This window comes from Pseudomonas sp. 2822-15, assembly GCF_002742515.1.
In the GTDB taxonomy this organism is placed as follows: Bacteria; Pseudomonadota; Gammaproteobacteria; order Pseudomonadales; family Pseudomonadaceae; genus Aquipseudomonas; species Aquipseudomonas salomonii.
In genome coordinates this window covers 49,506-63,542 of record NZ_LJRY01000241.1, presented here as the reverse complement: position 1 = coordinate 63,542, position 14,037 = coordinate 49,506, and the positions used below count along the sequence as shown (strand labels likewise).

At 63.3% G+C, this 14,037-nt stretch carries 9 protein-coding genes; 8 read left to right on the top strand and 1 reads right to left on the bottom strand.

The window, feature by feature from the left end; genetic code table 11:
* Positions 1-2: 2 nt before the first annotated feature.
* Positions 3-929 carry an alpha/beta hydrolase gene (locus AOA59_RS26265; RefSeq protein ID WP_099489595.1) on the bottom strand — a complete coding sequence of 309 codons (927 nt, stop codon included), beginning with the start codon at positions 927-929 and terminating at the stop codon, positions 3-5.
* Positions 930-1,091: 162 nt separating this feature from the next.
* Between AOA59_RS26265 and AOA59_RS26260 the strand changes: the two genes are divergently transcribed.
* The 8 genes from AOA59_RS26260 to uvrA all read left to right on the top strand — a co-directional run bounded on the left by AOA59_RS26260 (position 1,092) and on the right by uvrA (position 13,743).
* Entirely contained in the window at positions 1,092-1,943 is an 852-nt protein-coding gene (locus AOA59_RS26260; protein WP_099489594.1) for an SDR family NAD(P)-dependent oxidoreductase, read from the top strand.
* A gap of 67 nt (positions 1,944-2,010) precedes the next feature.
* A complete protein-coding gene (locus AOA59_RS26255) occupies positions 2,011-2,598 on the top strand; it encodes an NUDIX domain-containing protein (protein ID WP_099489615.1) in 588 nt (195 codons plus the stop codon).
* Positions 2,599-3,684: 1,086 nt separating this feature from the next.
* On the top strand, positions 3,685-4,302 hold the full coding sequence (gene lexA, locus AOA59_RS26240) for a transcriptional repressor LexA (protein WP_099489592.1): 618 nt from the start codon (positions 3,685-3,687) through the stop codon (positions 4,300-4,302).
* Complete coding sequence (gene imuA, locus AOA59_RS26235; protein WP_099489591.1) at positions 4,302-4,916, top strand: translesion DNA synthesis-associated protein ImuA; 615 nt, start codon at positions 4,302-4,304, stop codon at positions 4,914-4,916. Before lexA ends, imuA begins: the two co-directional genes overlap by 1 nt.
* A gap of 7 nt (positions 4,917-4,923) precedes the next feature.
* Positions 4,924-6,336 (top strand): DNA polymerase Y family protein, encoded by a 1,413-nt coding sequence (locus AOA59_RS26230; protein WP_099489590.1) that lies wholly within the window; start codon positions 4,924-4,926, stop codon positions 6,334-6,336.
* The gene (locus AOA59_RS26225; protein WP_099489589.1) at positions 6,333-9,404 is read left to right on the top strand and encodes an error-prone DNA polymerase; all 3,072 of its coding nucleotides are present in this window, start codon (positions 6,333-6,335) and stop codon (positions 9,402-9,404) included. The genes AOA59_RS26230 and AOA59_RS26225 overlap by 4 nt, the downstream gene beginning before the upstream one ends.
* A gap of 110 nt (positions 9,405-9,514) precedes the next feature.
* A complete protein-coding gene (locus AOA59_RS26220; protein WP_099489588.1) occupies positions 9,515-11,227 on the top strand; it encodes an ATP-binding protein in 1,713 nt (570 codons plus the stop codon).
* A complete protein-coding gene (gene uvrA / locus AOA59_RS26215) occupies positions 11,224-13,743 on the top strand; it encodes an excinuclease ABC subunit UvrA (protein ID WP_099489587.1) in 2,520 nt (839 codons plus the stop codon). Before AOA59_RS26220 ends, uvrA begins: the two co-directional genes overlap by 4 nt.
* The last annotated feature ends 294 nt before the right edge of the window (positions 13,744-14,037 follow it).

The following is a 14,037-nucleotide window of genomic DNA, read 5'->3' as shown; positions in this document are numbered from 1 at the left end:
GGTTACGACTCGCCGTCTCGACCTGTGGAGTGCTTGGCTATTGTTGCTGGCATCTTCGCCTGCAGCAGTTTTTCCAATGCCTGGCCATAACTGCGACCTGCCAGGCTCATGCTGTTGTTATGGGTGGCGCCAGGTACGAGCAACAACCGCTTGGGTTCCTGGGCGGCTTCAAACAACTGCTGGCTGAAGCGCGGTGGCACGTACTGGTCGGCCAGGCCGTGCACCACCAGCAACGGCATGTGCACGTCGGCAATCTTGTCGATGGAATCGAATTTCTGCGACAGCAGCCAACGCACCGGCAACGAGGTATTGGCCACGGCGGTGGCTGCATCCCCCAGGGAAGTAAAGGTGGACTCGATCACCAGCCCGCGCACCGGCACAGGCGTTTGCCTGCTCAGCTCAGCGGCGAGGTCGATAGCCACGGCGCCGCCCAGCGAATGCCCATAGAGCAGGCGTTTGGCGGGGTCAGGCTGCAATACCTGGAAACGTTCCCAGGCAATGCGCGCGTCCTCATACACACTGGTTTCCGACGGCAAATCACCATGGCTTTGGCCAAACCCACGATAGTCGATGGCCAGCACCGAGAAGCCCAGCGCGTGCAGCTGTTCAATGCGAAACAACTGCCCGGTGAGGTTCCAGCGCACGCCGTGCAGGTAGAGGATGGCCGGCGCGTCTTTGTTGGCGGCCGGGTACCACCAGCCGTGCAGGTTCTGCCCCGATTTAAAACTGGGCGGCTTGATATCGAATGCCTGCACCGCCTTGGGCAGGCCGGTGTACCAGCCGGCGGTGCCCGGCTCGATGCGAAACACCAGTTCGCGCTCCTTGTGTTGCAGCACGGCGCACCCCACCGGCAGGCCGACAATCAGGATGGCCATGCACAGCAGGGGAAACCAGCGCAGGCCCAGGCGGGACAGAAAACGAGCGGACATGAAGGTTCCAGAACAAAGGCGAAGCAGGCGTTTTACCAGATGGCGTGGGCAGGCAGGCATTAATTCGACAGCCGTAGAGGGGGATTGCTTGCAAAGTGTTGCAGCCTTGAACACCCCCTGCTCGGGTTGTTAGGGTGGGTGGCCGAACAGGAGAACATGCAAATGGATTTCACCGGCAAAACGGCAATCATCACCGGCGGCGCGCGCGGGCTGGGTCTCAGTTATGCAAGGGGGCTCGCCCAAGGCGGCGCGCAGGTGGTGATCAGCGATATCGGTGCCGACAAGCTGGGCGCCGGCACCGATGCGGCGGTGGTGCACGCGGCGGCCGCAGCCTTGCAGGCCGAAGGGCTGGCGGTGCTTGGGCATGGCGGCGACTTGTCTACGGACGAGGGCTGCCGACAACTGATCAGCTTCACCCTCGAGGCTTACGGCCAGCTCGATATCCTGATCCATAATGCCGGTTGGGTCGGTTACCAAAACATCGCCGACCTTGACGCCGGCTTCCTTCAGCGTGCCATGGACATCAACCTCTACGCGCCGCTCTGGCTGTGCAAGCACGCCTGGCCGCACCTGCTGCGCTCGGCGGCGCCGCGCATCATCCTGACCACCTCCGACCGCGCCATGTACGTGCAATACGAGCAAACCGGGCTGGTGGCCTACAGCGCCGGCAAGATGGCGCAATTGGGCATCATGAACGCACTGAGCCATGAAGGCGCCGAGGCCGGCATCAAGGTCAACGCGATCTCGCCGGTGGCCAAGACGCGCATGTGGGGCGTGACCGACGAACCGGATGAACTCAAGCCTGAGTGGGTGACGCCGGGCGTGGTGTTCCTGGCCTCTGGGCAGTGCCAGGACACCGGCTATATCCTGCGTGCCAGCAATGGTCAATTCACCGCCACGCGCTTTACGGAAAACCCCGGAGTGGAGTACCCGCGTAATCTTGCGCGCATCAAGGCGGCTAGTGCGCAAGAAGTCGCCGCCGCGTGGTTGCGCATCAAGCAGCCGCCTCTGTAAGCGGGCCGCTTGACGCTGACATTGCTGGCGCGACATGCTCCCGGCTTCTATGAGCAAAGGCCCGACCATGGACAACAGCCCTATTCGCATCACCGCCGAAGAAACCCTTTCAGACAGCTGGTACAACTTGAAAAAGTACAGCTTCGACCTGCGCCGCCAGGATGGCAGCTGGCAGGCTCAGACCCGTGAGGTGTATGACCGGGGTAATGGCGCGACCATCCTGTTGTACAACCGTGAGCAGCGCACGGTGCTGTTGATCCGGCAGTTTCGCATGCCTACGTTTGTCAACGATTACCCCGGCTACTTGATCGAAACGGCTGCCGGGTTGCTGGACAATGCCAGCCCTGAAGAACGTATTCGCCTGGAGGCTGAGGAAGAGACCGGGTATCGCGTGGGGCATGTGGAAAAAATCTATGCGGCGTTTATGAGTCCGGGGTCGGTGACTGAGCGGATTCACTTTTTTATCGGTGAGTATACGCAGGCGGATCAGATTGGTACGGGGGGCGGGCTGGAGGAGGAGGGTGAGGATATCGAAGTGTTGGAGTTGGGGTTTGAGCAGGCGTTGGCGATGGTGCGCAGTGGGGAGATTGTTGATGGCAAGACCATCATGCTGTTGCAGCATCTGGAATTGCGGATGCTTAAAGAGGGTTGGTGAGTGGGTGGGTTGATTGATTGAGTACATATCCGTTGCTGCGGTAACGGCGGCCTATGGTTCCGCTCTTACAGCGGGTCACTTTTGGCAAACGCCCCAAAAGTAACCAAAAGGTCTGTGCCCCACCACTCGGCACCTCGCTCTGGCTCGGTGTGCCCTCACTCCGGCTTGAATCCGTGGGCCGCCGCGATGGGCCATCCTTGGCCCAGCGCGGCTAACCCGGCGTCCTGCCGGGTTACCCACGGATTCAAGCCTGCGTTCGGCCATCGTGGTTGACGGGGCGCCTCAGATCAAAAGCAGAGCACGGCGGCCTGAAAGCCGACCTGAGTGGCTGAATCAAAAGCCAGATCAAGTGCAAGTCAAAAGCCTCTCTACCTGATGCAACTCGGTCCAAATGTGGGAGCGGGCTTGCTCGCGAATGCGGTGGGTCAGTCAATTCATCTGTCACTGACCTACCGCATTCGCGAGCAAGCCCGCTCCCACAGTTGACCGCATGTATTTTTGAATATGAGGTCGGCTGCAGATTTGCATGCACTGAAGAGCTGCTTTTCTGTGGGAGCTGGCTTGCCTGCGATGCAGACACCTCGGTGTGTCAGGTACACCCAGGTGATGCCATCGCAGGCAAGCCAGCTCCCACCTTTGACCGGGTATGGCTTTGCTGTTGCTGTTGCTGTTGCTCTTACATCCTTTTCGATGACGAAGTCAGCGGTCTTTTGATCTGCGCTTTTGATCTTGATCTTGATCTGAAATCGCCCCGTCAAACACGATGGCCGGAATCCGACAGTGATTTGGGGGGTAAACCGGCAGGGATGCCGGTTTAGCCGCCCCGCGCCATGGATGGCGCGTGGCGGCGGCCCCCCAAATCACTGGCGGATTGCGGGCATGCCGAGCCACAGCGAGGCACCGAGTGTTGGGGCGAGGACCTTTTGGTTACTTTTGCGTCCTTGCAAAAGTGACCCGCTGTAAGAGCGGAACCATAAGCCGCCGTTACCGCAGCAACGGATATGTACTCAGCAACCCCGCGACAACCGCAACCCCAACCCCATCCCGACTACCGGTTATTGTCAGAAATTTCCCACAAGAGTACAAATGTACTCCATGACAACCCTGACCCCCCGCCGTACCGCCATCCTGACCTTTATCCGCGACCGCATCGCGCAACAAGGCCAGCCTCCAAGCCTCGCCGAGATCGCCGAGGCGTTCGGTTTTGCCTCGCGCAGCGTCGCACGCAAACATGTGGTGGCCTTGACCGAAGCCGGCTTTATCGAGGTCAACCCCAACCAGGCCCGTGGCATCCGCCTGCTCAACCAGCCGGCGCGCCCTGAGTGGCTGGACGTGCCGGTACTCGGCCGTGTCGCCGCCGGTCTGCCCATCGGCGCCGATGCCGAAGTGCACAACCGTCTGCAACTCGACCCTGCCACTTTCGCCAAAACCCCGGATTACCTGCTGCGTGTTCAGGGCGATTCGATGATCGAAGACGGCATCTTCGACGGTGATCTGGTGGGCGTGCGCCGCAGCGCCGAAGCCTTGAACGGGCAGATCGTGGTGGCACGCCTGGACGGCGAAGTCACCATCAAACGCTTTGAGCGCCACGGCGAGCAGGTGCGCCTGCTGCCACGCAACCCCGCGTATCAACCGATTGTGGTCGGGCCGGATCAGGACCTGGCCATCGAAGGGGTGTTCTGCGGCCTGGTGAGGCAAGGTTGATGGGCGCGGTCGTTGCTCTGGACACGCTGTTCAATGGCGGCCGCGTCTGGAAAGGCCGGCCCGCCGCGCCACCCGCCAGCGTGCACCCCACTGGGCTGGCGGCGCTGGACGCGGTGTTGCCCGCGGGCGGCTGGCCGGAGTCGGCGCTGAGTGAAATCCTGATGGCGAAGGAGGGCGTTGGCGAGTTGCAATTGGTGTTGCCCACCCTGGCCCGCTTATCAACGGCGGGCGAGCGCATTGTGCTGGTGGCGCCGCCTTACACGCCGTACCCCCACGCCTGGCAGAATGCCGGGGTGGATCTGCGCCAGCTTTCGGTGATCCAGGCCGAGGCGCATGACGTGTTGTGGGCGGTGGAGCAGTGCCTGCGTTCCGGCAGTTGCGGCGCGGTGTTGTGCTGGCCGCGCAAGGCCGATGACCGTGCCTTGCGGCGCTTGCAGGTGGCGGCCGAGACCGGCCAGACCCTGGCGTTTGCCTGGCGCGCTTTGAGCGAGGCGGTCAATTCATCACCCGCCGCTTTGCGCCTGGCCGTCGAGGCAAAACCTGCGCAAGTGCGGGTGCTCAAGTGCCGGGGCGGTTTGGCCCACCCGGCGCCGATTGCACTGGCGGGGCACTGAGGTTGCCATGCGCTGGGTGTGTATTGTCTTCCCGCAATTGGCGCTGGACGGGGTGCAGCGTGTGCACCCCGAGCCGGACCAACCCTTGGTACTGCTGGCCGGCACGCCGCAGCGTCGTGTGCTGCAAACCGTCAATGCCGCTGCCCGGGCCTTGGGGCTGCGGCCTGGTCAATCGCTGACGGCCGCGCATGCCCTGGCCAAGACCTTTGCCAGCGCCGAATACGACCCCGCCGAAATCGAGCGCTGGCAGCAGTTCCTCGCCGCCTGGGCCTACCGTTTCAGCTCCCAGGTCAGCGTGTATTACCCGCGTGCGTTGCTGTTTGAGATCGAGTCAAGCCTGGGCCTGTTCGGGCCGTGGCCGCAGTTCGAGGCGCGCTTGCGTCAGGAGTTGAGCGAATTGGGCTTTCGCCACCGTATCGTCGCCGCGCCCAACCCGGCGGCGGCGCGGGTGCTGGCCAATCTCTACGATGGCCTGGCGATCGGCGAGGACGCCTTGCAGCAGGCCCTGGCGCCACTGCCCATCGACCGCGCCGGCCTTGACCCGCAGGCGGCCACGGCCTTGTCGCGTATGGGCTTGCGTACGCTGGCCCAGGTGCAGGCGTTGCCTCGGCATACGCTGGCGCGGCGCTTTGACGCCGGCTTGCTCAAGCACCTGGATGCCCTGAGCGGGCAGCGCCCACTGGCCCTGGCGTTTTACCAGCCGCCGGATCAGTTCGACGTGCGCATCGAGCTGAATTTCGACGTGCAGTCACACCAGGCGTTGCTGTTCCCGTTACGGCGCCTGACCGGTGATTTGTCCGCCTTTCTCTGCGGGCGCGACAGTGGCGTGCAGCGCTTCGACTTGCACCTGGAACACGCCCAGGCGCCCGACAGCGTGATCAAGGTCGGACTGCTCAGCGCCGAGCGTGAACCGTCGATGCTGTTCGAACTGGCCCGTGGCCGCCTGGAGCAGGTGCAAGTCACCTCACCGGTGCGCGGTTTTCGCCTGGTGGCCCAGGACCTGCCGGTGTTTGTGCCGCAACGCCAGGACCTGTTCGACGATCGCCCGCAACAAACCTTGCCTTGGGAGCAACTGCGCGAACGCCTGCGCGCACGGCTGGGCGATGAGGCCGTCCAAAGCCTGCGCTTTCACGCCGACCACCGCCCCGAATGTGCCTGGCAGGCGAGCGCCGACAGCCGTGCGTGCCCGACCTTGCACAAGGTGCAGCGCCCCGGCTGGTTGCTGACTGAACCGACCTTGCTGGCCGAGCAGGGCGTGCAGATCCTGATGGGCCCGGAACGTATTGAATCCGGCTGGTGGGACGGCGCCGATATCCGCCGCGACTATTACCTGATCCGCACCCGTGCCGGCCAGCAAGGCTGGGCCTATCGCTGTGTGGGGCAAAACGACGGGCTGTGGCTGCAAGGCTGGTTCGCATGAGCTACGCCGAGCTGCATTGCCTGTCCAATTTCAGTTTCCAGCGCGGCGCGTCCAGTGCGCTGGAGCTGTTCGAACGTGCCAAGCGCCAAGGCTACAGCGCCCTGGCGATCACCGACGAATGCACCTTGGCGGGCATCGTGCGGGCCTGGCAGGCGGCGAAGGCGGTGGGTTTGCCGCTGATTATCGGCAGCGAGATGCGCATCGAAAACGGCCCCAAACTGGTGTTGCTGGTCGAAGACCTCAGCGGCTATCAACACCTGTGCCGGCTGATTACCCTGGCTCGCCGCCGCGCCGAAAAAGGCCGTTACCGCCTGCTGCACGCCGACTTCGAACAACCGATGCCCGGCCTGCTGGCGCTGTGGGTGGCCGAAGACAGCGACACCCAGGCCACCCTCCAATGGCTGCAACACACCTTCGCCGAACGCCTCTGGCTGGCGGTGCACCTGCACTGCGGCCAGGACGATGCGCGCCATTTGCAACAGCGCCTGGCCCTGGCCGCCAGCCTGCAGATCCCGGCAGTGGCTTGCGGCGATGTGCACATGCACGCCCGGGGTCGCCGCGCCTTGCAAGACACCATGACCGCGATCCGCCATCACGTGCCGGTGGCCGAAGCCGGCACGCGCCTGCACCCCAATGGCGAGCGGCATTTGCGCAGCCTCGAGGCGTTGGCCGCGCTGTACCCGCAAGCGCTGCGTGATGAAACCCTGGCCATCGCGAAACGTTGCACCTTTGACCTCAGCCAGTTGCGCTACCACTACCCACGCGAGCTGGTGCCCGCAGGCCATGATGCCCAATCCTGGCTGCGCGCGGTGACTGAAGAAGGCATTGCTCAACGCTGGCCCCACGGTGTCGACGCCAAGACCTTGCAGCAGATCAACAAGGAGCTGGTGCTGATCAGCGAGCTGGGCTACGAAAGCTACTTTTTGACGGTGCATGACATTGTGCGCTTTGCCCGCAGCCGTTCGATCCTGTGCCAGGGCCGGGGTTCGGCGGCCAACTCGGCGGTGTGTTTTGCCTTGGGCATCACCGAAATCGACCCGAGCCTGACGAGCATGCTGTTCGAGCGTTTCCTGTCCAGGGAGCGCAATGAACCGCCGGATATCGACGTGGACTTCGAACATGAACGCCGTGAAGAGGTGCTGCAGTACGTATTCCAGCGCTACGGCCGCACCCGCGCGGCCTTGACGGCAGTGGTCAGCAGTTATCACGCGTCCGGCGCGGTGCGTGATGTGGCCAAGGCCCTCGGTTTGCCGCCGGACCAGATCAACGCGCTGGCCGACTGTTGCGGACGCTGGAGTGAAGATGCGCCGCCGCTTGCGCGCCTGCGCGAAGGCGGCTTCGACCCGCAAAGCCCGATCCTGCGGCGTGTGCTGACATTGACTCAGCAACTGATCGGCTTCCCCCGGCACTTGTCCCAGCACCCTGGCGGCTTTGTGATTTCCGAATACCCGCTGGACACCCTGGTGCCGGTGGAAAATGCCGCCATGGCCGAGCGCACCATTATCCAGTGGGACAAGGACGACCTCGACGCTGTCGGCCTGCTCAAGGTGGATATCCTAGCGTTGGGCATGCTCAGCGCGATCCGTCGCTGCTTCGACTTGCTGCGCCGCCATCGCAACCGCGATCTGGCGTTGGCGACGATCCCCAAGGAAGACCCGGCCACCTACGCAATGATCAGCAAGGCTGACACCATCGGCGTGTTCCAGATCGAGTCGCGGGCACAGATGTCGATGCTGCCCAGGCTCAAACCGAAGAATTTCTACGACCTGGTGATCGAGGTGGCGATTGTGCGGCCTGGGCCGATCCAGGGCGGCATGGTGCATCCGTACCTGCGGCGCCGGAATAACGAAGAGCCCACCACTTATCCGTCACCTCAACTCAAAGCCGTCCTTGAACGTACTTTGGGTATACCGCTGTTCCAGGAACAGGTGATGCAGATCGCCATGGTCGCCGCCGACTATGGCCCCGGCGAAGCCGACCAGTTGCGCCGCTCCATGGCCGCGTGGAAACGCCATGGCGGCCTCGAACCGCATCAGCAGCGCCTGCGCACCGGCATGCTCAAGAACGGCTACAGCGAGGAATTTGCTGCGCAGATCTTCGAGCAGATCAAAGGCTTTGGCAGCTATGGTTTCCCCGAGTCCCATGCGGCCAGTTTTGCCTTGCTGACCTACGCCAGTTGCTGGCTCAAGTGCCATGAACCGGCGGCGTTCGCCTGCGCCTTGATCAACAGCTGGCCCATGGGTTTCTACAGCCCGGATCAGATCCTGCAGGATGCGCGGCGCCATCGCTTGCAGATCCGCCCGGTGGATGTGCTGGCCAGTGACTGGGATTGCAGCCTGGAGCCTGTCGACGGCCAGCAACCGGCGATTCGCCTGGGGTTGCGCATGATCTCGGGGTTTCGTGAGGAGGATGGACGGCGCATCGAGGCGGCGCGCCAGCGTCGTGTGTTCAGTGACATTGCCGACCTGGACGACCGCGCCGGCCTGGATGCGCGGGCCCAGGCGTTGCTGGCGGATGCCGGTGCCTTACGTGCGCTGGCGGGCAACCGGCACCGGGCACGCTGGGAAGTGGCAGGCGTGCATAAACAGCTGGGGTTGTTCGCGGGCCTGCCGAGCCCCGACGAAGCGGCGGTGCAATTGCCGGCGCCGACGGTTGGTGAAGACCTGCAGGCCGACTACGCCACCGTCGGCACCACCCTGGGCCCGCACCCGCTGGCGTTGCTGCGTGATGAGTTGCGTAGACGCCGCTGCCGCAGCTCTTTGGAGCTGATGGCGGTGGAGCATGGGCGCAATGTCAGCGTCGCCGGTCTGGTGACCGGGCGCCAGCGCCCTGGCACCGCCAGCGGCGTGACCTTTGTGACGCTGGAAGATGAATTCGGCAACCTCAATGTGGTGGTGTGGCGCGACCTGGCAGAACGCCAGCGCCTGGCGCTGGTCGGCTCGCGGCTGCTCAAAGTCGACGGGCGCTGGGAGGCAGTGGGCGAGGTGCGGCACCTGATTGCCGGGCGTCTTACCGACCTGACGCCGCTGCTGGAAGGCATTCATGTGCGCAGCCGGGATTTTCATTGAGGGCAGTGGTTTTTGTCGCCATTACCTCCTAACTTATAACAAGTGAAACCATCCGGCGCTGGCGCGCTCCAAAACGTTGCAAATACCCTCTCTTTGCACAGAGCCAACCGATGCAATTTTTATCCAACCCCTATGGCTGTGAAGGCTGGTCCGGTGAAATGGCCCAGCGTATCCGTGCTTTCGATTGGTCCGCCACGGATCTTGGCCCGATTGACACCTGGAGCGCCAGCCTGGCCTGCAACGTGCAGATGATGCTGGCCTCGCCCGTGCCGATGGTGATGCTGTGGGGGCGGGCCGGCTACATGATCTACAACGACAGCTATTCGGTGTTTGCCGGCGGTCGGCATCCGTACTTGCTCGGCACGCCGGTGGAGCTGGGCTGGCCGGAGGTGGCCGAGTTCAATCGCCACGTGGTCGACACCTGCCTGGCGGGCGGCACCTTGACGTTTAACAACAAAGACCTGGTGTTGTTGCGTAACGGCAAGCCGGAAACCGTGTGGCTGGACCTCTATTACAGCCCCGTCGCCGGGGACAATCAGCAGCCAGCCGGGGTGTTGGCGATTGTGGTGGAAACCACCGAGCACGTGCATTCCGAGCGCCTGCGCCAGGAACTCACCCATAACCTGGAGCAACGCGTCGCCGCCGAAGTGCAAGCGCGTTCCGCCGCCGAAGATCAGTTGCGCCAATCCCAGAAGCTTGAAGCCATCGGCGGCCTGACCGGCGGCGTGGCCCATGACTTCAATAACCTGCTGCAAGTGATCGCCGGCAACCTGCACCTGCTGGCCCGGAATGAGCCGGACAACCCCCAGGTGCAGCGCCGGGTCACGGCGGCCATTGCGGCGGTGGAGCGCGGCGCCAAGCTGTCCTCGCAACTGTTGGCGTTTGCGCGTCGCCAGCCGTTGTCGCCAGCGGTGTACAACCCGCAACGCATCTACGCCGGTTTAGGCGAACTGCTGCAACGGGCGTTGGGTGAGACCATTCATATCGATGTGCAACTGCCCCAGGACTCCTGGTGCATCAATGTCGACCGTAACCAATTGGAAAACGCGCTGCTCAACCTGGCGATCAATGCCCGCGATGCCATGCAAGGCGAAGGCGTGATTCGCATCAGCGGCGAAAATATCATCCTCAACCCGGGCGATTGCATCGGTAAAAGCATCAAGCCCGGTGAATACGTGCGTTTGGCGGTGACCGACACCGGTGTCGGCATGCCCCAGGAGGTGCTCAAGCGTGCGTTCGAGCCGTTTTTTACCACCAAGCTCGAAGGGCACGGCACCGGCCTGGGCTTGAGCATGGTGTTTGGTTTTGTGCGCCAAAGCGGCGGGCATGTGGAGGTGTGGAGCGAGGAGGGTAAAGGCTCGGTGGTGCAGATGTATTTCCCCCACAGCCTGGAACCCGAATGTGGTGAGGTCGACACCGAGCAGGCGACTCACAGCGGCGGCCAGGAAACCATCCTGGTGGTCGAGGACAACGAAGGCGTGCGCCTGACCGTGGTCGAGTTGCTGCAGCAATCGGGCTACACCGTACTGACCGCCGAAGACGGCGACCGGGCCATGCAGGCCCTGCAAAACGACGTGCGCCCGGACCTGATCTTTACCGACGTGGTGATGCCCGGCCGGGTCAAAAGCACCGACCTGGCCGACTGGGCCCGCTTGCAGCACCCGCCGGTGGCGGTGCTGTTCACTTCCGGCCACACCCGCGACATTCTTTCCAGCACGCATTTGCTGAGCCCCGACATTCATCTGCTGAGCAAGCCCTACAGCCCCGAAGCCCTCACGCAACGGGTGCGCAGCGTGCTCACCGCCAGACAAGGTTGCCCATGACGTCACAGCGCGACATCCCCCCGATCACTGCCCAGCGCCCAGGCTTTGTGCGTGTGCGCGGCGCCCGCGAACACAACCTGCGTAACGTCGATGTGGACATTCCCCGGGATGCCCTGGTGGTGTTTACCGGCGTATCGGGTTCTGGCAAATCATCCCTGGCGTTTTCCACGGTGTATGCCGAGGCCCAGCGCCGCTATTTCGAATCGGTGGCGCCCTATGCGCGGCGCTTGATCGATCAGGTCGGCGTGCCCGATGTGGACTCCATCGAAGGCCTGCCACCGGCCGTGGCCCTGCAACAGCAGCGCGGCACCCCGAGTGCGCGCTCGTCGGTGGGCAGCGTCACCACCTTGTCGAGCTTGATCCGCATGCTGTATTCGCGCGCCGGCAGCTACCCGCCGGGGCAGGCGATGCTGTACGCCGAGGACTTTTCGCCGAACCTGCCTCAGGGCGCTTGCCCGCACTGCCATGGTTTGGGCCGCGTGTATGAGGTGACCGAGGCGCTGATGGTGCCCGATCCGTCCTTGACCATTCGCCAGCGTGCGGTGGCGTCCTGGCCCTTGGCGTGGCAGGGGCAGAACCTGCGCGACATCCTTGTGACCCTGGGCTATGACGTGGACATCCCGTGGCGCGACCTGCCGAAAAAGCAGCGCGACTGGATTCTGTTTACCGAAGAAACCCCGACCGTGCCGGTGTACGCAGGCTTCACCCCGCAGCAGACCCGCGACGCGCTGAAACGCAAGCTGGAGCCCAGCTACCAGGGCACGTTCAGTGGCGCGCGGCGCTATATCCTGCACACCTTCAGCCACACCCAAAGCGCCCTGATGAAAAAGCGCGTGTCGCAGTTTATGCAGGGCAGCGCCTGCCCGGTGTGTGAGGGCAAGCGCTTGAACAAGGCGGCGCTGTCGGTGAAGTTTGCCGGGGTGGACATCGGCGCGCTGTCGCAGCTGTCGCTGGCGCAGTTGGCCGAGTTGCTGCGCCCGGTGGCGGCGGGGCAGGACACGATGAAACTGTCGGTGGAAAAACGCCTGGCGGCCCAGCGTATCGCCCAGGACTTGCTGGAGCGGGTCAGCGCCCTCACCGAGCTAGGCCTGGGCTATCTGTCCCTGGAGCGCAGCACGCCCACATTATCGTCCGGGGAATTGCAGCGCCTGCGCCTGGCCACCCAATTGGGTTCGCAATTGTTCGGCGTGATCTATGTGCTGGACGAACCCTCGGCGGGCCTGCACCCGGCGGATGGCGAAGCATTGTTCACTGCGCTTGAACGCTTGAAAGCCGCCGGCAATTCGTTGTTTGTGGTGGAACATGACCTGGAAACCATGCGCCGCGCCGACTGGCTGATCGACGTGGGCCCGGCTGCCGGTGAGCACGGCGGGCAAGTGCTGTACAGCGGCCCGCCCGCCGGGTTGGCGGATGTGCAGGCGTCGCAGACGCGCGAGTATTTGTTCGCCGAGCGGCGCACTTGCAGCCGTACGCGACGTGAGCCGTCCGGCTGGCTGAAGCTTGAAGGCGTGACGCGTAATAACCTCAAGGACCTGAGCGTGGATTTCCCGCTGGGTTGCTTTACGGCGGTGACGGGTATTTCCGGTTCGGGCAAATCCAGCCTGGTCAGCCAGGCACTGTTGGAACTGGTGGGGACAGGGCTGGGACGTGTGCTGGAAAGCGACGAGGAACCGAGTCTTGAAGACGCTGCCCCGCAAAGCAGTGGCGGGCGGATCAGCAGCGGTTTGGAACAGATTCGACGTTTGGTGCAGGTGGACCAGAAACCCATCGGCCGCACGCCGCGTTCCAACCTTGCGACTTACACCGGGTTGTTCGATAACGTACGCAAATTGTTTGCGGCAACGCCGGCGGCCAGGAAGCGTCATTTCGATGCCGGGCAGTTCTCGTTCAACGTCGCCAAGGGCCGTTGCCCCCATTGCGAGGGGGAAGGGTTTGTCAGTGTCGAGTTGCTGTTTATGCCCAGTGTGTATGCGCCGTGTCCGACGTGTCATGGGGCGCGTTATAACCCTGAAACGTTGGCGATCAAGTGGCAAGGCTTGAGCATTGCCCAGGTGCTGGAGTTGACGGTGGAGCAGGCGGTCGAGGTGTTTGCCGAGCAGCCTGGGGTGTTGCGTTCGTTGCAAGTGTTGCGGGATATCGGTTTGGGGTATCTGCGTCTGGGGCAGCCGGCGACCGAGCTGTCCGGCGGTGAGGCGCAGCGGATCAAGTTGGCGACCGAGTTGCAACGTAATGCCAGAGGCGCGACGTTGTATGTGTTGGATGAGCCGACTACGGGTTTGCATCCACGGGATGTGGACCGTTTGCTGAGTCAGCTTAATCATCTGGTGGATGCGGGGCACACGGTGGTTGTGGTGGAGCATGAGATGCGCGTGGTGGCCCAGGGGGACTGGGTGATTGATATTGGGCCGGGGGCTGGGGATCTGGGCGGGAAGGTGGTGGCTCGTGGTACGCCGCAGAAGGTCGCCAAAAGCAAGGCCAGCCGTACTGCACCGTTTCTGGCGCGGGAGTTGGTGTAAGTTTCAACGCCGATTAATTGTGGGAGCTGGCTTGCCTGCTGTGGCGGTCTTTTGGTGGTGTACATATCCGTTGCTGCGGTAACGGCTGATTATGGTTCCGCTCTTACAGCGGGTCACTTTTGGCAAACGCCCCAAAAGTAACCAAAAGGTCTGTGCCCCACCACTCGGCACCTCGCCTAGGCTCGGTGTGCCCTCACTCCGGCTTGAATCCGTGGGCCGCCGCGATGGGCCATCCTTGGCCCAGCGCGGCTAACCCGGCGTCCTGCCGGGTTACCCACGGATTCAAGCCTGCGT